Genomic DNA, 17,251 nt, shown 5'->3' on the forward strand with positions numbered 1-17,251 from the left:
GCTTTCGGTGTTTAGTGAGATTCGAACTTTCGGTTCATTTCGTCTTCACACACCGCAATCTGGTCTCTTTCGTCTTTTCAACTAGGAGCATCAAATTGCTTGGGTGTTATATGGTCAAGCCTCACGGGCAATTAGTATTGGTTAGCTCAACGCCTCACAGCGCTTACACACCCAACCTATCAACGTCGTAGTCTTCGACGGCCCTTCAGGGGACTCAAGGTCCCAGTGAGATCTCATCTTGAGGCTAGTTTCCCGCTTAGATGCTTTCAGCGGTTATCTATTCCGAACATAGCTACCCGGCAATGCCACTGGCGTGACAACCGGAACACCAGAGGTTCGTCCACTCCGGTCCTCTCGTACTAGGAGCAGCCCCTCTCAAATCTCAAACGTCCACGGCAGATAGGGACCGAACTGTCTCACGACGTTCTAAACCCAGCTCGCGTACCACTTTAAATGGCGAACAGCCATACCCTTGGGACCGGCTTCAGCCCCAGGATGTGATGAGCCGACATCGAGGTGCCAAACACCGCCGTCGATATGAACTCTTGGGCGGTATCAGCCTGTTATCCCCGGAGTACCTTTTATCCGTTGAGCGATGGCCCTTCCATACAGAACCACCGGATCACTAAGACCTACTTTCGTACCTGCTCGACGTGTCTGTCTCGCAGTCAAGCGCGCTTTTGCCTTTATACTCTACGACCGATTTCCGACCGGTCTGAGCGCACCTTCGTACTCCTCCGTTACTCTTTAGGAGGAGACCGCCCCAGTCAAACTACCCACCATACACTGTCCTCGATCCGGATAACGGACCTGAGTTAGAACCTCAAAGTTGCCAGGGTGGTATTTCAAGGTTGGCTCCACGCGAACTGGCGTCCACGCTTCAAAGCCTCCCACCTATCCTACACAAGCAAATTCAAAGTCCAGTGCAAAGCTATAGTAAAGGTTCACGGGGTCTTTCCGTCTAGCCGCGGATACACTGCATCTTCACAGCGATTTCAATTTCACTGAGTCTCGGGTGGAGACAGCGCCGCCATCGTTACGCCATTCGTGCAGGTCGGAACTTACCCGACAAGGAATTTCGCTACCTTAGGACCGTTATAGTTACGGCCGCCGTTTACCGGGGCTTCGATCAAGAGCTTCGCGTTAGCTAACCCCATCAATTAACCTTCCGGCACCGGGCAGGCGTCACACCCTATACGTCCACTTTCGTGTTTGCAGAGTGCTGTGTTTTTAATAAACAGTCGCAGCGGCCTGGTATCTTCGACCGGCATGGGCTTACGCAGTAAATGCTTCACCCTCACCGGCGCACCTTCTCCCGAAGTTACGGTGCCATTTTGCCTAGTTCCTTCACCCGAGTTCTCTCAAGCGCCTTGGTATTCTCTACCCAACCACCTGTGTCGGTTTGGGGTACGGTTCCTGGTTACCTGAAGCTTAGAAGCTTTTCTTGGAAGCATGGCATCAACCACTTCGTGTTCTAAAAGAACACTCGTCATCAGCTCTCGGCCTTAGAATCCCGGATTTACCTAAGATTCCAGCCTACCACCTTAAACTTGGACAACCAACGCCAAGCTGGCCTAGCCTTCTCCGTCCCTCCATCGCAATAACCAGAAGTACAGGAATATTAACCTGTTTTCCATCGACTACGCTTTTCAGCCTCGCCTTAGGGACCGACTAACCCTGCGTCGATTAACGTTGCGCAGGAAACCTTGGTCTTTCGGCGTGGGTGTTTTTCACACCCATTGTCGTTACTCATGTCAGCATTCGCACTTCTGATACCTCCAGCAAGCTTCTCAACTCACCTTCACAGGCTTACAGAACGCTCCTCTACCGCATCACCTAAGTGATACCCGTAGCTTCGGTGTATGGTTTGAGCCCCGTTACATCTTCCGCGCAGGCCGACTCGACTAGTGAGCTATTACGCTTTCTTTAAAGGGTGGCTGCTTCTAAGCCAACCTCCTAGCTGTCTAAGCCTTCCCACATCGTTTCCCACTTAACCATAACTTTGGGACCTTAGCTGACGGTCTGGGTTGTTTCCCTTTTCACGACGGACGTTAGCACCCGCCGTGTGTCTCCCATGCTCGGCACTTGTAGGTATTCGGAGTTTGCATCGGTTTGGTAAGTCGGGATGACCCCCTAGCCGAAACAGTGCTCTACCCCCTACAGTGATACATGAGGCGCTACCTAAATAGCTTTCGAGGAGAACCAGCTATCTCCGAGCTTGATTAGCCTTTCACTCCGATCCACAGGTCATCCGCTAACTTTTCAACGGTAGTCGGTTCGGTCCTCCAGTTAGTGTTACCCAACCTTCAACCTGCCCATGGATAGATCGCCCGGTTTCGGGTCTATTCCCAGCGACTAGACGCCCTATTAAGACTCGCTTTCGCTACGCCTCCCCTATTCGGTTAAGCTCGCCACTGAAAATAAGTCGCTGACCCATTATACAAAAGGTACGCAGTCACCCAACAAAGTGGGCTCCCACTGCTTGTACGCATACGGTTTCAGGATCTATTTCACTCCCCTCTCCGGGGTTCTTTTCGCCTTTCCCTCACGGTACTAGTTCACTATCGGTCAGTCAGTAGTATTTAGCCTTGGAGGATGGTCCCCCCATATTCAGACAAAGTTTCTCGTGCTCCGTCCTACTCGATTTCATGACTAAGAGATTTTCGCGTACAGGGCTATCACCCACTATGGCCGCACTTTCCAGAGCGTTCCGCTAATCTCAAAGCCACTTAAGGGCTAGTCCCCGTTCGCTCGCCACTACTAAGGGAATCTCGGTTGATTTCTTTTCCTCAGGGTACTTAGATGTTTCAGTTCCCCTGGTTCGCTTCTTAAGCCTATGTATTCAGCTTAAGATACCTAACTTATGTTAGGTGGGTTCCCCCATTCAGACATCTCCGGATCAAAGTCTGTTTGCCGACTCCCCGAAGCTTTTCGCAGGCTACCACGTCTTTCATCGCCTCTGACTGCCAAGGCATCCACCGTATGCGCTTCTTCACTTGACCATATAACCCCAAGCAATCTGGTTATACTGTGAAGACGACATTCGCCGAAAATTCGATAATACTCAATTAAGAGCAACTCACAAATTTTACCTTAGCCTGATCCAACACCAGTGAAAGTGTTGTCCAGTCTATCTTTCTATCACATACCCAAATTTTTAAAGAACGATCTAATCAAAGACTAGAAATCAATATTCATCTGCGAATATTCATTTCTAAACTCTAACGAAACAGACAACCTGATGGATGTCTCTCGCCTCTACAGTGAATCAAGCAATTCGTGTGGGAACTTATGGAGCAGCTGATGTCGTCGATTAAGGAGGTGATCCAGCCGCAGGTTCCCCTACGGCTACCTTGTTACGACTTCACCCCAGTCATGAATCACACCGTGGTAACCGTCCTCCCGAAGGTTAGACTAGCTACTTCTGGTGCAACCCACTCCCATGGTGTGACGGGCGGTGTGTACAAGGCCCGGGAACGTATTCACCGCGACATTCTGATTCGCGATTACTAGCGATTCCGACTTCACGCAGTCGAGTTGCAGACTGCGATCCGGACTACGATCGGTTTTCTGGGATTAGCTCCACCTCGCGGCTTGGCAACCCTCTGTACCGACCATTGTAGCACGTGTGTAGCCCAGGCCGTAAGGGCCATGATGACTTGACGTCATCCCCACCTTCCTCCGGTTTGTCACCGGCAGTCTCCTTAGAGTGCCCACCATTACGTGCTGGTAACTAAGGACAAGGGTTGCGCTCGTTACGGGACTTAACCCAACATCTCACGACACGAGCTGACGACAGCCATGCAGCACCTGTCTCAATGTTCCCGAAGGCACCAATCCATCTCTGGAAAGTTCATTGGATGTCAAGGCCTGGTAAGGTTCTTCGCGTTGCTTCGAATTAAACCACATGCTCCACCGCTTGTGCGGGCCCCCGTCAATTCATTTGAGTTTTAACCTTGCGGCCGTACTCCCCAGGCGGTCAACTTAATGCGTTAGCTGCGCCACTAAGAGCTCAAGGCTCCCAACGGCTAGTTGACATCGTTTACGGCGTGGACTACCAGGGTATCTAATCCTGTTTGCTCCCCACGCTTTCGCACCTCAGTGTCAGTATCAGTCCAGGTGGTCGCCTTCGCCACTGGTGTTCCTTCCTATATCTACGCATTTCACCGCTACACAGGAAATTCCACCACCCTCTACCATACTCTAGCTTGTCAGTTTTGAATGCAGTTCCCAGGTTGAGCCCGGGGATTTCACATCCAACTTAACAAACCACCTACGCGCGCTTTACGCCCAGTAATTCCGATTAACGCTTGCACCCTCTGTATTACCGCGGCTGCTGGCACAGAGTTAGCCGGTGCTTATTCTGTCGGTAACGTCAAGACACCAACGTATTAGGTTAATGCCCTTCCTCCCAACTTAAAGTGCTTTACAATCCGAAGACCTTCTTCACACACGCGGCATGGCTGGATCAGGCTTTCGCCCATTGTCCAATATTCCCCACTGCTGCCTCCCGTAGGAGTCTGGACCGTGTCTCAGTTCCAGTGTGACTGATCATCCTCTCAGACCAGTTACGGATCGTCGCCTTGGTGAGCCATTACCTCACCAACTAGCTAATCCGACCTAGGCTCATCTGATAGCGCAAGGCCCGAAGGTCCCCTGCTTTCTCCCGTAGGACGTATGCGGTATTAGCGTCCGTTTCCGAGCGTTATCCCCCACTACCAGGCAGATTCCTAGGCATTACTCACCCGTCCGCCGCTCTCAAGAGAAGCAAGCTTCTCTCTACCGCTCGACTTGCATGTGTTAGGCCTGCCGCCAGCGTTCAATCTGAGCCATGATCAAACTCTTCAGTTCAAACATCTTTGGGTTTTTAAGAAACCCTAAACTTGGCTCAGCAATCGTTGGTTACATCTTTGATTTCTCGCGGAGTAACTTGTGATGCTGATAATCTTGTTGACTATCAGTCTGACTCCACAAGCACCCACACGAATTGCTTGATTCAGTTGTTAAAGAGCGGTTGGTTAAGATCTTTCGTCTCAACCGAGGCGCGCATTCTACGCTTTCCTCTGCTGCTGTCAAGCGGTTATTTTCAGAAGTTTTCAAAGTTTCCTTTGCAACTTCAACCACTTGCGCTTCCGATCTCTCGTCAGCGGGAGGCGAATTCTACAGCGTTACTCGCTGCTGTCAACACCTCTTTTACTCCGCTTTCGACCGAGAAGATCGAACCGTTGATAAGGCGACAACACACTGCCTGATCAACTCCTTCTGGGCTTCGATGAACTGAAGCAACTCACTGTCGAAAACTGCGTAACTCTTTGTTTACCAAGGAGTTTTCCGTTTCGACTGCGCCGGAAGTGGGGCGAATTATAGACTTCCAGAATCTGCCGTCAACACCTAATTTAACAATTCTGTCATATAAGGCAAAAAACCCCGGAAACACGAAGGCCGGCCCCCCTTCAAGAGAGGGTGCCGGCCTTGTTCCCTTCTATTTACAAGCTAGGGAATGCGAATTGCGACGCCTCATGGCTCGCCCGTTGCGGCCAGCGCTGGGTAATGGCCTTGCGACGAGTGTAGAAACGCACGCCATCCGGACCATACGCATGCAAGTCGCCGAACAGCGAACGCTTCCAGCCACCAAAGCTGTGATACGCCACCGGCACCGGCAAGGGCACGTTGACGCCAACCATGCCGACTTCGATCTCATCGCAGAACAGCCGCGCCGCTTCCCCATCACGGGTAAAGATGCAGGTGCCGTTGCCATACTCGTGATCGTTGATCAGCTGCATGGCCTCTTCCAGGCTGTTGACGCGCACAACGCACAGCACCGGCCCAAAGATCTCTTCTTTATAGATGCGCATTTCTGGCGTGACGTTGTCGAACAGGCAGCCACCCAGGAAGAAACCTTCCTCATGACCGGCCACGCTCAGACCACGACCATCGACGACCAGCGACGCACCCGCCGAAACGCCGTCTTCTATATAGCCACTGACTTTGTCACGAGCCTGACCGGAAACCAACGGCCCCATGTCCAGACCACAGGTCGTACCGGCACCGATTTTCAGCGCCTTGATCTGCGGCGTCAGTTTGGCCACCAACGCATCCGCCACCTGGTCACCGACGCACACCGCCACCGAGATCGCCATGCAACGCTCACCGCAGGAACCGTATGCCGCGCCCATCAGTGCGCTGACAGCGTTATCCAGATCCGCATCCGGCATCAGCACCGCGTGGTTCTTCGCCCCGCCCAGCGCCTGCACGCGTTTGCCGCGCTTGGTGCCTTCGGCATAGATGTATTCGGCAATCGGCGTCGAGCCCACGAAGCTCAGCGCTTTGACTTCCGGCGCTTCGATCAGCGCATCCACCGCCGCCTTGTCGCCATGCACTACGCTCAAAACGCCTTTAGGCAAACCGGCTTCCACCAACAGCTGGGCGATCAGCAGCGTCGAGCTTGGATCACGCTCGGAAGGCTTGAGAATGAAGCAGTTGCCGCAGACGATCGCCAGTGGATACATCCACAGCGGCACCATGGCCGGAAAGTTGAAGGGAGTAATACCGGCGACCACGCCCAACGGCTGGAAGTCCGACCAGGCATCGATGTTCGGGCCGACGTTGCGGCTGTATTCACCCTTGAGGATTTCCGGCGCCGCGCACGCGAACTCGACGTTCTCGATACCGCGCTTCAGTTCACCGGCAGCATCCTCGAGAGTCTTGCCATGTTCTTCGCTGATCAGCTGCGCGATACGCGCTTCGTTCTGCTCCAGCAGTTGCTTGAAGCGAAACATCACCTGGGCACGTTTGGCCGGTGGCGTGTTACGCCAGGCCGGAAACGCAGCCTTGGCCGAATCAATGGCCTTCTGAATGGTTTCGCGGCTGGCCAACGGCAGCTTGTGAATGGCCTGGCCGGTCGACGGGTTGAACACGTCGGCGGTGCGACCATCTTCAGTGAACAGTTCGCCGTTGATCAAATGCGGGATAAGGCTCATGCAGGGCTCCAGAAAAGTTGTCCACAGGCGCCCATTCGAGGACGCCTGTGTAAAAAGGCTACTGTAGGAGCAAGCTTGCTCGCGATGGACGTCAACGATAATGGGGGCTGCCTGGATGAACGCGGCGCCCTCGTATCCTTCGCGAGTAAGCTCGCTCCTACAAAGGTTTTGTCAAATCAGTCGATTTTGTTCAGCACTTCGCCGACCGCGTCGAACAGACGATCAAGGTCTTGCGGCTTGCTGTTGAAGGTTGGGCCGAACTGCAGGGTGTCGCCGCCGAAGCGTACGTAGAACCCGGCTTTCCACAGCGCCATGCCGGCTTCGAACGGACGCACGATGGCGTCGCCGTCACGCGGTGCGATCTGGATCGCGCCGGCCAGGCCGTAGTTACGAATGTCGATAATGTTCTTCGAACCCTTCAGGCCGTGCAGCGCATTTTCGAAATGCGGTGCGACTTCGGCCACGCTCTGCACCAGGTTTTCCTTTTGCAGCAGGTCGAGTGCCGCCAGGCCCGCGGCGCAAGCCACCGGGTGCGCGGAATAGGTATAGCCGTGGGGGAATTCCACCGCGTACTCAGGCGTCGCCTGGTTCATGAAGGTCTGGTAGATCTCGGAGCTGGCAATCACCGCGCCCATCGGGATCGCGCCGTTGGTGACTTGCTTGGCGATGCACATCAGGTCCGGGGTCACGCCGAAGGTATCGGCACCGAACATTTTGCCGGTACGGCCGAAACCGGTGATCACTTCGTCGAACACCAGCAGGATGTTGTGCTGATCGCAGATCTCGCGCAGACGCTTGAGGTAGCCCTGTGGCGGAACCAGCACGCCAGCGGAACCGGCCAACGGCTCGACGAACACGGCGGCGATGTTGGAAGCGTCATGCAGCTCGATCAACTTCAGCAGTTCATCGGCCAGGGCGATACCGCCCTGCTCCGGCATGCCACGCGAGTAAGCGTTGCTCGCCAGCAGGGTGTGCGGCAGGTGATCGACGTCCATCATCGCCTGACCGAACATTTTGCGGTTGCCGTTCACGCCGCCGAGGCTGGTGCCGGCGATGTTCACCCCGTGATAACCACGGGCACGGCCGATCATTTTGGTCTTGGTCGACTGACCTTTCAGGCGCCAGTAGGCGCGGACCATTTTCACTGCGGTGTCGGCGCACTCGGAACCCGAATCGGTGAAGAACACGTGATTCAGGTTGCCCGGTGTCAGGTCGGTGATTTTCTCGGCCAGCTGGAACGACAGCGGGTGCCCGTACTGGAAGCCTGGCGAGTAATCGAGGGTGCCCAACTGCTTGGCGACCGCTTCCTGGATTTCCTTGCGAGTGTGACCGGCGCCGCAGGTCCACAGACCGGACAGCGAATCGTAGACCCTGCGGCCCTTGTCATCGATCAACCAGCTGCCCTCGGCACCGACGATCAGGCGCGGGTCGCGCTGAAAATTGCGGTTGGCGGTGTAAGGCATCCAGTGAGCATCGAGCTTCAGCTGGCTAGCCAGGGAAGACGGGGCGTTTTCGGGCAAGTTCATGAGCAAAACCTCGCAGGGCAATAAGCGGCATAGAGATCAAAAGCGTTCTTGCAGCTAAATTGCCACGGGGATAAAGTCGGTGAAATCCAACTTTTCTAACGTTCAGTCGGCCACCCACTAAACTTTGAGTCATTAGCGCATGAGCAGCCGCCGTCCCGATCCGTTGGCACAAGTCAGCGACTTTGATATCCGCCTGCTGCGGATTTTTCGCAGCGTGGTCGAATGCGGCGGTTTCTCCGCGGCAGAATCGGTACTGGGGATCGGCCGTTCGGCCATCAGCCAGCAAATGAGCGACCTGGAGCAGCGCCTTGGCCTGCGGCTGTGCCAACGTGGGCGTGCCGGGTTTTCCCTGACCGAAGAAGGTCGCGAGGTTTACCAGTCGGCATTGCAACTGTTAAGTGCCCTGGAAAGTTTCCGCACCGAAGTCAACGGTCTGCACCAACACTTGCGCGGCGAGTTGACCATCGGCCTGACCGACAACCTGGTCACCCTCCCCCACATGCGCATCACCCACGCCCTGGCGCAACTGAAGGAACGGGGCCCGGATGTGCAGATTCAGATCCGCATGATTGCGCCCAACGAAGTCGAACAAGGCGTACTCGACGGTCGCTTGCATGTCGGCGTGGTACCGCAGGCCAGTGCGCTGTCGGGCCTGGAATATCAGCCGCTCTACAGCGAACGTTCGCTGCTGTATTGCGCGGTCGGTCACCCGTTGTTTTATGTCGACGACAAACAATTGGATGACGAACGCCTCAACAGCCAGGACGCCATCGCGCCGACCTTCCGTCTGCCGGCCGAGATCCAGGCCCATTACCAGGCACTCAATTGCACCGCCAGCGCGTCCGACCGTGAAGGCATGGCCTTCCTGATCCTGACCGGACGTTACATCGGATACTTGCCGGACCACTACGCCAGCCTCTGGGTACAGCAAGGTCGCTTGCGTGCGCTGAAACCGACAGCGCGGTTCTATGACCTGAGCCTGGCGTCGGTCACACGCAAGGGCCGCCGCCCGCATCTGGTGCTGGAAAGCTTCCTCGAAAGCCTGGCCGCGACGCGCTGAAAGCGATGGAAACCGGTAGGAGCGAAGCTTGCTCGCGAAAGCGGTATGTCAGCTGTATTTGATATCGACTGACACGCCGCCTTCGCTCCTACAGGGTTGTGGCGTTCGGGTTTTATCGCATCAGGACTTGTCTGATCCCCATGGGTACGCTATCAACGCACTGGTTGCGCCCACCCACCTGTTCGGAAGTGCCTATGACCTTTGAAGTCCCAGCCCACGGTGGCAAACCCGCCAGCCGCATTCGCCAGAAGAATGAAGAGACCATCATCAAAGCTGCCGAAGACGAGTTTGCCCGTCACGGGTTCAAAGGCACGAGCATGAACACCATCGCCCTGAATGCCGGGCTGCCCAAAGCGAACCTGCATTACTACTTCACCAACAAACTCGGTTTGTACGTGGCGGTGCTGAGCAATATCATCGAACTGTGGGACAGCACCTTCAATACCCTGACGGCCGAGGACGATCCGGCTGAAGCGCTGACGCGGTATATCCGCGCCAAGATGGAGTTCTCGCGACGTCAACCTCAAGCCTCGCGGATCTTCGCGATGGAAGTCATCAGCGGGGGCGAATGCCTGACCGAATATTTCAACCAGGACTACCGCGCCTGGTTCCAGGGGCGGGCGGCGGTGTTCCAGGCGTGGATCGACGCGGGCAAGATGGACCCGGTCGACCCGGTCAACCTGATCTTCCTGTTGTGGGGCAGCACCCAGCATTATGCTGACTTCGCCACGCAGATCTGTCGTGTCAGCGGACGCAGCAAGCTGACCCGGCAGGACATGGAAGACGCCGGCAATAACCTGATCCGAATCATTCTCAAGGGCTGCGGCCTGACCCCTACTGTCTAAGACACTTATGCCTTTTACCCTCAGCGACTTCTGTGAATACCGCGAAGAGATTCGCAAAAGCCGCTTCATCACCCTTGCCTCCCCCATCGGCAGCCCGGCTGACGCCCAGGCGTTCATCGAGCAGCACAGCGATTTGAATGCCACGCACAACTGTTGGGCGTGGAAGCTCGGCGATCAATACCGCAGCACCGACGATGGCGAACCTGGCGGCACCGCCGGGCGACCGATTCTGGCGGCGATCGAAGCCCAGGATTGCGATCAGGTCGCAGTGCTGGTGATCCGCTGGTACGGCGGTATCCAACTGGGCACCGGTGGCCTCGCCCGGGCGTATGGCGGCGGTGCCAACAAGTGCCTGCAAGCGGCGCCGAAAATCGAGTTGATCAGTCGGGTGCCGGTGAGTTGTGCCTGTGCGTTTGCCGAGTTGGCACTGGTAAAACTTCGGGTAGCCGAGGCAGGGGGTTTGATTGTGGAGGAAACCTTCACCGCCAATGGTGTCGAGTTGCAACTAGCCGTTGGCGCGGCCCGGATCGACACCCTGCAATCGCAACTGGCTGACCTGAGTCGCGGACGCATTCTGTTGCAGCACTAATCGCACCAACAACGTTCACTGCCCGTTCGTCACAGCGATGTACTTGCCCACAACTGCTGTGCACCCGGCTGTGGATAACCTGAGCACATCCGGCTGTAACCCTTCTGTCATGCGGCTTTGCGGCCGTTGTACACTTTTCGTCCAATGTGCCATCAAATTAGCTAAATCCATGCAAAAACAAACAGTTAGCTTGGTTTATCACCTTTAGGACAAAGCCGCACTTTGCTTATGCCCGGGCCCGGCGCTTGCGCACAAATACTGTGGAGCAATCTGTGGATAACCCGTTCATGAGTGTCGCCGCCCCACATCCGGCATGGGCTGGTTGCGGCTGCTCGTTTTTTGACCAGAGCCCCTGAGCAAAACCGGAGCCTGATCAAGGGTTTTGCGCTTAAGTAGTGCCTGGTCAGGGATCGACATAGTGCAAGGCGCCTCGCACAGCCTCCTGCTGTGCACGACGTTTCGATTTGCTCCATAAATACAGGGAGCAACAAGGCTGAAGCCTGGAGTATGCTCCAGGGCCAAGCCCCCTCGAGACGTGCGCGCCCTCACGTAACTGCTGCAACATAAGCTCAAGCTGATCGAAACCCGCATGGCCGGACTCGACACGTTGCGACATGAGTTGCAGCAACGTATCGGGCAGCATTGTCCTTTGAATCCGTGATCTTCATTCATCAAGGAAACCACTCATGTCTACGGCAAAAACCGCACTCATCATCGGTGCCTCCCGGGGCCTGGGCCTCGGTCTGGTGAAAACCCTGCTGGCGGATGGCTGGCAAGTCACCGCCACCGTGCGCAACCCACAGAACGCCGAAGCCTTGCAGGCGTTGGGCGCGGTGCGGATCGAAAAACTCGACATGGACGATCAGCAGGCGGTGATCGCCCTGAGCCAACGACTCAAGAACGAAGTGTTCGACCTGTTGTTCGTCAATGCCGGGGTCAAGGGGCCGGACGTTCAAACACCGGGTGGCGCGACGCTGGCCGAAGTCGGCCAGCTGTTCTTCACCAATGCGGTGGCCCCGATCAATCTGGCACAGCGCTTTTCCGCGCAGATCCGTCCAGAGACCGGCGTGCTGGCATTCATGAGTTCGGTGCTGGGCAGCGTGACCATGCCCGACGCGCCGGAACTGGCGTTGTACAAGGCCAGCAAGGCGGCGCTGAACTCCATGACCAACAGTTTCGTGACGCAGCTGGGCGAGCAGAAACTCACGGTGTTGTCGCTGCATCCGGGCTGGGTGAAAACCGATATGGGCGGTGAAGGTGCGGATATCGATGTGCAAACCAGTACTCGCGGGTTGGTTGATCAGGTCAACGCGTACACCGGCAAGGGCGGGCATCATTTTGTGAATTACCGGGGTGAAACCATTCCCTGGTAAACACCGCGGTGCCCCTGTAGGAGCTGGCTTGCCAGCGAAGGCGGTGGGTCAGTCGACATCTATGTAGCTGACACACCTTCGCTGGCAAGCCAGCTCCTACAGGGGTTTGCGTCGTCTGGTCAGGGTGGGCTTGCCCGCAGCGCAGTTTTGTTCGAAACTGCGCACCTCGTCCCCCGCGGCGACCCTGGATCAGCAGACAGGGCAACACTGAGCTGGCAACCCTGAACCCAACTTTCAGAGGAGCCGGCCACTATGCCTGCGACCCGTACCTGGTTAAAAAACCCCCTCGCGATTTTCACGGCCAACGACCTCGATGCCCGTGGCGGCCTGGTGCTGCAAGACGGTTTGATCGTCGAAGTGCTCGCTGCCGGCCAGCAGCCTTCCATACCCTGTGGACAAGTCTTCGATGCCCGCGAGCATGTGATCCTGCCGGGGCTGATCAACACCCATCACCACTTCTATCAGACCCTGACCCGCGCCTGGGCGCCGGTGGTCAATCAGCCGTTGTTCCCGTGGCTGAAAACCCTGTACCCGGTCTGGGCCCGCCTCACCCCTGAAAAACTCGCCCTCGCCAGTAAAGTCGCGTTGGCCGAGCTGCTGCTGTCCGGCTGCACTACCGCTGCCGATCACCATTACCTGTTCCCGCAAGGCCTGGAAAATGCAATCGACGTGCAAGTCGAGAGCGTTCGCGAACTGGGCATGCGCGCCATGCTCACTCGCGGTTCGATGAGCCTCGGCGAAAAGGACGGCGGCCTGCCACCGCAGCAGACCGTGCAGGAAGGCGAAGTGATCCTGGCCGACAGCCAACGCCTGATCGCCGAGTACCACGAACGGGGTGACGGCGCACAGATCCAGATCGCGCTCGCGCCCTGTTCGCCGTTTTCGGTGACCCCGCAAATCATGTCGGCCAGTGCCGAACTGGCCAATAAACTCGATGTGCGCCTGCACACCCACCTGGCGGAAACCCTCGATGAAGAAGACTTCTGCCTGCAGCGTTTCGGCCTGCGCACCGTGGATTACCTGGACAGCGTCGGCTGGCTCGGCCCGCGCACCTGGCTGGCGCACGGTATCCATTTCAACCCGGATGAAATCGCCCGTCTCGGCGCGGCGGGCACCGGAATTTGCCATTGCCCGAGTTCGAACATGCGCCTGGCTTCCGGTATCTGCCCGACCCTGGACCTGACCGCCGCCGGCGCCTTGCTCGGCCTGGGCGTGGACGGTTCGGCCTCCAACGATGCCTCGAACATGATGCTCGAAACCCGTCAGGCGCTGTACATCCAGCGGCTGCGTTACGGCGCGGAAAAGATCACCCCGCAATTGGTGCTGGGATGGGCCACCAAGGGCTCCGCGCAATTGCTCGGGCGCACGGACATCGGTGAATTGGCGGTAGGCAAGCAGGCGGATCTGGCGCTGTTCAAGCTCGATGAACTGCGCTTCTCCGGCAGTCATGATCCGGTGTCTGCGTTGTTGCTGTGCGGCGCGGATCGGGCGGATCGGGTGATGGTGGGCGGCAAGTGGCGGGTGATCGATGGGCAGGTTGAAGGGCTGGATTTGAAGGGGTTGATTGCGGATCACAGCCAGGCGGCTCGGCAGTTGATAGCCGGCGTCTGACACAACACAAATCTCCCACAGGGGTTTGTGGTGGTCCTAGAGACCGATCAGCGACAACATGATGAAGGTCGCAAACAATACAAAGTGGGTCATCCCTTCGATGGCATTGGTTTCGCCATCGTTGAGGTTGATCGCGCTGACGATCAGGGTGAGGAAGACCATGACGGTCTGCACCGGAGTCATCGCCATCTGGAATGGCTGGCCCGTGTAGAGCGCCATCGCTTCCATCACCGGCACTGTCAGGATCACCGTCGACAGCGACGCGCCCATGGCGATGTTGACCACCGACTGCATGCGGTTGGCCAGCGCCGCGCGCAACGCCGTCAGGATTTCCGGTGCCGCGGAAATCGCCGCCACCAGGATCGCCGTGATCACCGGCGGTGCCCCCGAACCTTCCAGCCCCAGGTCGAGGGTCTTGGACATCACTTCGGCCAGAGCGCCGATCACCACCACACCAAATACCAACGTCCCGATGCTCAATGTCAGGTTGATCGGCTCCGGCTCTGCGGTCAGCTCCTTCTTGCGACGTTTTTCCGGATAGCTGTAGCTGAAGAAATAGCTATGCGGCCCGACCTGCATGCGCAGGAACAGGGTGTAGAGCACGACCATCGCGCCAATGGTGAAAGCCGAATAGAGTTTCCAGTTCGCCTCGGGAATGAACTCCGGCACCACCATGGACACGCCCATGGCGGTGAGGATCATCACGCTGTAGCTGCGTGCCGAGTCGTCGTTGTAGGACTGCTCGCCATGCTTGATCCCGCCCATCAACGCAGCCAGACCGAGGATGCCATTGATGTCGAGCATCACCGCCGAATAAATCGTATCGCGCACCAGCGTCGGCGACGCTTCATTGCTCATCATGATCGCCAGGATCACCACTTCCACCAGTACCGCGGCCAGGGTCAGGATCATCGTGCCGTAGGGATCGCCGACTTTTTCGGCGAGCAGTTCGGCGTGATGGGCGACGCGCATGGAGGCGATGACAATGAAAGCGACCAGCACCAGGCCGGCGGTCAGCGCGATGGGCTGGCCGCTGTGCAACATCCAGTGCTCCAGCGGATAGGCGACGAAGGCGGCAATCAGGGCCAGCAGCAGAAATTTTTCTTGCTTGATGAGTGTGAGCATTGCGAGCCTTTTTGCCGGGTGAGGCGAAATCGGTGGGATGAGCTACTGACTGCGGGGCGGCGCTAACGTTTCGTTACACTTTAGCGTACCCGTGGCTGGCAACCGCGCCAGTCCATGCACTTTTATTGGCCTTTCGGGCCTCTTCGCGAGCAGCCGGCGGCGCGATGAACCGCCTGGTCAGGTTTTGCCAATTGTCGCCACGGGCACCTGTAGAATGCTCGCCATCTGCACCTGATGAGAAAAGACTATGTACGACTGGCTGAACGCCCTGCCCAAGGCAGAGCTGCACCTGCACCTGGAAGGCTCGCTTGAACCCGAGCTGCTGTTCGCCCTCGCCGAGCGCAACAAGATCGCCCTGCCGTGGGGCGATGTCGAAACCCTGCGCAAGGCGTACGCCTTCAACAATCTGCAAGAATTTCTCGACCTCTATTACCAGGGCGCCGACGTGTTGCGCACTTCCCAGGATTTCTACGACCTGACCTGGGCCTATCTGTTGCGGTGCAAGGCGCAGAACGTGATTCACACCGAACCGTTCTTCGACCCACAGACCCACACCGACCGTGGCGTGCCGTTCGAAGTGGTGCTCAACGGCATCGCCAGCGCGCTCAAGGATGGCGAGCAGCAACTGGGCATCACCAGCGGCTTGATCCTGAGTTTCCTGCGCCACTTGAGTGAAGAACAAGCGGAGAAGACCCTCGACCAGGCGCTGCCGTTCCGCGATGCGTTTGTTGCCGTGGGCCTGGACAGTTCAGAAATGGGTCACCCGCCGAGCAAGTTCCAGCGCGTGTTCGATCGGGCCCGCCACGAAGGTTTCCTGACCGTCGCCCACGCCGGTGAAGAAGGTCCGCCGGAGTACATCTGGGAGGCTCTGGACCTGCTGAAGATTCAGCGCATCGACCATGGTGTACGCGCCATCGAAGACGAGCGCCTGATGCAGCGGATCATCGACGAACAGATTCCGTTGACCGTGTGCCCGTTATCGAACACCAAGCTTTGCGTGTTCGACCACATGTCCCAACACAACATTCTCGACATGCTGGAACGCGGCGTGAAAGTGACCGTGAATTCGGATGACCCGGCGTACTTCGGTGGGTATGTGACCGAGAACTTCCACGCGCTGTATACCGATCTGGGCATGACCCAGGATCAGGCCAGGCGATTGGCGCAGAACAGCCTGGATGCGCGGCTGGTCAAACCCTAACCATCACCGCAACCCCTTGTAGGAGCTGGCTTGCCAGCGAAGAGGCCATCACATTCAACATTGATGTCGCCTGACACGCCGCCTTCGCCAGCAAGCCGGCTCCTACAAAACCCCAAGCCCCTCGACGCCGCTTGCGTTACGGCACCACCTGCAGCTCGCTCTCCTTGGCAAATCGATGAATTTCCCGCTGCCCCGCAGCGGTGATTTGCACGGCTGGCGACTCATTGGACACACTCACCCAACCAGACTGCATGAACAGTTGCAGCAACGCCGCGCCCAGTGAGCCGCCCATGTGTGGACGTCTTTCGCTCCAGTCAGGACAAGCGCAGGCGGTTCTACTGGTTTTGTTCGCCAGCGCCTGGACGAACACTCCGCGTTTCGCCAGTTGCGTGGCGCCCTTGTGAGTGATCGACACCCGCTGATCGAACTGTTCGATCCAGCCCGCATTCAGCAGACGCTGGTAGAGGTCGGCGGCCAAAATACCGCCCAGATGATCGTGGCACAGCCTGGCGCGCAACAATGGCGAAGGCGCTGCCTGAGTCCTGGAGAGGGGTGCATTGCGCTTGAAAATAGCCGGGATGTCCCTTGGCGTGCTGGCAATCGTCGCACTGGCCAATGCATCGATAGCAGCAGCGACTTCGGGTCCGGCAAGCCGAAAAAACCGCTTGCGCCCGCGAATTTCGACTTTCAACAGGCCACCGGCGGACAGACGCCCCAGGTGGGCACTGGCCGAAGACGGTGACACGCCGGCCAGCAAGGCCAGCTCTTCGGATTGTCGCGCCGAGCCGTCCATCAAAGCCCACATCATTGCGCTGCGCTTTGGGTCAGCCAGCAATGTGGCGATCTGGCTGATGCAAGGTGCATGTTCCATGTATTCACTCCCTGTTGAATCGTTTCGTCTACTGCTCAATGGCATAGTATAAGCGTGTTAATCGCTGGAT

At 57.2% G+C, this 17,251-nt stretch carries 10 protein-coding genes, 2 rRNA genes and 1 pseudogene; 7 read left to right on the plus strand and 6 right to left on the minus strand.

Features of this window, described 5'->3' with window-relative positions; all coding sequences use genetic code 11:
• Nucleotides 1-110 precede the first annotated feature (110 nt).
• The 4 genes from ELQ88_RS30670 to ELQ88_RS30690 all read right to left on the minus strand — a co-directional run bounded on the left by ELQ88_RS30670 (nt 111) and on the right by ELQ88_RS30690 (nt 8,506).
• Nucleotides 111-3,002: ribosomal RNA gene (locus ELQ88_RS30670) — 23S ribosomal RNA — on the minus strand.
• A 312-nt stretch (nt 3,003-3,314) separates the two neighbouring features.
• Nucleotides 3,315-4,851, minus strand: a 16S ribosomal RNA gene (locus ELQ88_RS30675).
• The 16S and 23S rRNA genes sit together here, the layout of an rRNA operon.
• 635 nt (nt 4,852-5,486) lie before the next feature.
• Nucleotides 5,487-6,980, minus strand: a complete 1,494-nt coding sequence (locus ELQ88_RS30685; RefSeq protein WP_138969195.1) for a CoA-acylating methylmalonate-semialdehyde dehydrogenase — start codon at nt 6,978-6,980, stop codon at nt 5,487-5,489.
• Between the two features lie 176 nt (nt 6,981-7,156).
• Nucleotides 7,157-8,506 carry an aspartate aminotransferase family protein gene (locus ELQ88_RS30690; protein WP_128870467.1) on the minus strand — a complete coding sequence of 450 codons (1,350 nt, stop codon included), beginning with the start codon at nt 8,504-8,506 and terminating at the stop codon, nt 7,157-7,159.
• Between the two features lie 139 nt (nt 8,507-8,645).
• Here ELQ88_RS30690 and ELQ88_RS30695 point away from each other — a divergent pair, with 139 nt between their 5' ends.
• The 6 genes and pseudogenes from ELQ88_RS30695 to ELQ88_RS30715 all read left to right on the plus strand — a co-directional run bounded on the left by ELQ88_RS30695 (nt 8,646) and on the right by ELQ88_RS30715 (nt 13,984).
• Nucleotides 8,646-9,566 (plus strand): LysR family transcriptional regulator, encoded by a 921-nt coding sequence (locus ELQ88_RS30695; RefSeq protein ID WP_064679855.1) that lies wholly within the window; start codon nt 8,646-8,648, stop codon nt 9,564-9,566.
• Between the two features lie 194 nt (nt 9,567-9,760).
• Complete coding sequence (locus ELQ88_RS30700; protein WP_128870468.1) at nt 9,761-10,411, plus strand: TetR/AcrR family transcriptional regulator; 651 nt, start codon at nt 9,761-9,763, stop codon at nt 10,409-10,411.
• A 7-nt stretch (nt 10,412-10,418) separates the two neighbouring features.
• Nucleotides 10,419-11,000 (plus strand): YigZ family protein, encoded by a 582-nt coding sequence (locus ELQ88_RS30705; RefSeq protein WP_128870469.1) that lies wholly within the window; start codon nt 10,419-10,421, stop codon nt 10,998-11,000.
• Nucleotides 11,001-11,541: 541 nt separating this feature from the next.
• Nucleotides 11,542-11,661: pseudogene (locus tag ELQ88_RS34900) on the plus strand (MerR family transcriptional regulator); the annotation flags it as partial.
• A gap of 25 nt (nt 11,662-11,686) precedes the next feature.
• Complete coding sequence (locus tag ELQ88_RS30710; protein WP_128870470.1) at nt 11,687-12,373, plus strand: SDR family oxidoreductase; 687 nt, start codon at nt 11,687-11,689, stop codon at nt 12,371-12,373.
• A gap of 252 nt (nt 12,374-12,625) precedes the next feature.
• On the plus strand, nt 12,626-13,984 hold the full coding sequence (locus ELQ88_RS30715) for an 8-oxoguanine deaminase (RefSeq protein WP_128870471.1): 1,359 nt from the start codon (nt 12,626-12,628) through the stop codon (nt 13,982-13,984).
• Nucleotides 13,985-14,020: 36 nt separating this feature from the next.
• Here ELQ88_RS30715 and ELQ88_RS30720 read toward each other — a convergent pair whose 3' ends face one another.
• Entirely contained in the window at nt 14,021-15,109 is a 1,089-nt protein-coding gene (locus ELQ88_RS30720) for a calcium:proton antiporter (RefSeq protein ID WP_138969196.1), read from the minus strand.
• Between the two features lie 247 nt (nt 15,110-15,356).
• Between ELQ88_RS30720 and ELQ88_RS30725 the strand changes: the two genes are divergently transcribed.
• Nucleotides 15,357-16,310 (plus strand): adenosine deaminase, encoded by a 954-nt coding sequence (locus ELQ88_RS30725; protein WP_128871456.1) that lies wholly within the window; start codon nt 15,357-15,359, stop codon nt 16,308-16,310.
• Nucleotides 16,311-16,446: 136 nt separating this feature from the next.
• Here the strand turns inward: ELQ88_RS30725 and ELQ88_RS30730 are convergent, their stop codons facing one another.
• Nucleotides 16,447-17,181 (minus strand): winged helix-turn-helix domain-containing protein, encoded by a 735-nt coding sequence (locus ELQ88_RS30730; protein ID WP_128871455.1) that lies wholly within the window; start codon nt 17,179-17,181, stop codon nt 16,447-16,449.
• Nucleotides 17,182-17,251 lie beyond the last annotated feature (70 nt).

Source organism: Pseudomonas sp. MPC6 (genome assembly GCF_006094435.1).
Taxonomy (GTDB): domain Bacteria; phylum Pseudomonadota; class Gammaproteobacteria; order Pseudomonadales; family Pseudomonadaceae; genus Aquipseudomonas.

Bases quoted from the DNA above. Each gene is read 5' to 3' on its own strand.
- ELQ88_RS30685 (WP_138969195.1), bottom strand. From the start codon at position 6,980: ATGAGCCTTATCCCGCATTTGATCAACGGCGAACTGTTCACTGAAGAT.
- ELQ88_RS30690 (WP_128870467.1), bottom strand. From the start codon at position 8,506: ATGAACTTGCCCGAAAACGCCCCGTCTTCCCTGGCTAGCCAGCTGAAG.
- ELQ88_RS30695 (WP_064679855.1), top strand. From the start codon at position 8,646: ATGAGCAGCCGCCGTCCCGATCCGTTGGCACAAGTCAGCGACTTTGAT.
- ELQ88_RS30700 (WP_128870468.1), top strand. From the start codon at position 9,761: ATGACCTTTGAAGTCCCAGCCCACGGTGGCAAACCCGCCAGCCGCATT.
- ELQ88_RS30705 (WP_128870469.1), top strand. From the start codon at position 10,419: ATGCCTTTTACCCTCAGCGACTTCTGTGAATACCGCGAAGAGATTCGC.
- ELQ88_RS30710 (WP_128870470.1), top strand. From the start codon at position 11,687: ATGTCTACGGCAAAAACCGCACTCATCATCGGTGCCTCCCGGGGCCTG.
- ELQ88_RS30715 (WP_128870471.1), top strand. From the start codon at position 12,626: ATGCCTGCGACCCGTACCTGGTTAAAAAACCCCCTCGCGATTTTCACG.
- ELQ88_RS30720 (WP_138969196.1), bottom strand. From the start codon at position 15,109: ATGCTCACACTCATCAAGCAAGAAAAATTTCTGCTGCTGGCCCTGATT.
- ELQ88_RS30725 (WP_128871456.1), top strand. From the start codon at position 15,357: ATGTACGACTGGCTGAACGCCCTGCCCAAGGCAGAGCTGCACCTGCAC.
- ELQ88_RS30730 (WP_128871455.1), bottom strand. From the start codon at position 17,181: ATGGAACATGCACCTTGCATCAGCCAGATCGCCACATTGCTGGCTGAC.